Annotated in this window: 2 protein-coding genes; both read left to right on the top strand. The window is 64.5% G+C overall.

The window, feature by feature from the left end:
* Nucleotides 1-330 (top strand): VOC family protein (locus AC1D0I_RS32520; protein WP_477400172.1); only part of this gene is annotated, 330 nt, incomplete at its 5' end.
* A gap of 34 nt (nucleotides 331-364) precedes the next feature.
* On the top strand, nucleotides 365-1,243 hold the full coding sequence (locus AC1D0I_RS32515) for a fumarylacetoacetate hydrolase family protein (protein ID WP_126070417.1): 879 nt from the start codon (nucleotides 365-367) through the stop codon (nucleotides 1,241-1,243).
* Nucleotides 1,244-1,298: the final 55 nt, after the last annotated feature.

The raw sequence follows: 1,298 nt of genomic DNA, 5'->3' as shown, positions 1-1,298 counted from the left end.
ACCCCGCTCAACATCATCGATCTGCTCGACCTGATGGCGACGACCGGCTACCTCGCAAACATCGAGCGCGGTCCCGGCCGGCACGGCATTTCCAACGCCTTCTTCCTCTACATCCGCGATCCCGACAATCACCGCATCGAGATCTATTGTTCGGACTACCAGACGGTCGATCCCGATCTGGAGCCGATCAAGTGGGACCTCAAGGATCCGCAGCGGCAGACGCTGTGGGGCGCTCCGGCGCCCAAAAGCTGGTTCGAGGAAGGCAGCGTCTTTGCCGGTATCGAGCCGCGCCAGCCCGATCTCTCTGCCTCGCCGATCATCGCGCCATGACGATGGCTGGAACAGGCGTGATGGGGAAATCAGCATGACGGCACAGGCACGGCTCGCCACCTTCACCGTCGGCGGCAAGAAGCGCTACGGCGCGATCACCGGCAAGGGCGTCGTCGACCTGTCGGCGCGCCACAGCCAGTGGCCGACGCTACGCGAAGTGATAGAGGCCGGCGCCTTGCAGCATCTGGCGGAAGAGGCGGAAGCCTTTGCTGCCGACTTTTCCCTCGACGACATCGCCTACGACATTCCGGTCCCCTCCCCGGAAAAGATCATCTGCGTCGGCGTCAATTTTCCCGACCGCAACGAAGAGTACAAGGACGGCCAGGCAGCCCCCTCCAACCCGTCGCTGTTCATCCGCTTCCCGCGCTCCTTCGTCGGCCATGGCGCGCCGTTGGTACGGCCGCCAGAATCGCCGCAGCTCGATTATGAGGGTGAGATCGTCATCGTCATCGGCAAGGCCGGACGGCGGATCGCCGAGACGGAAGCGCTGAACCACATCGCGGCGCTGTCGTTGTGCAATGAAGGCACCATCCGCGACTGGGTCCGCCACGCCAAGTTCAATGTCACCCAGGGCAAGAATTTCGACCGCACCGGCGCCATTGGCCCCTGGCTGGTGCCATACACCGACGAGGCGCAGATCGCCGACATCGCGCTGACCACCCGCGTCAATGGCGAGTTGCGGCAGCAGGACCGCACCAGCCGCATGATCTTTTCGTTCCGCAAGATCATCAACTACGTCTCGACCTTCACCACGCTGGTGCCCGGCGACGTCATCGTCACCGGCACGCCGACCGGTGCCGGCGCCCGTTTCGAGCCGCCGATCTGGCTGAAGCCGGGCGATGTCATCGAGGTCGAGGCCGACGGCATTGGCCTGCTGCGCAACGGCGTCGTCGACGAAGGGACAGCGCAATGATCCCCGAGCAAGTCGAGGACGCCGCCACGCGGCTGTACGAGGCCGAACGCAACCG

Source organism: Mesorhizobium sp. P2_D1, from assembly GCF_056404455.1.
This window is presented reverse-complemented; position numbering and strand designations above follow the sequence as displayed.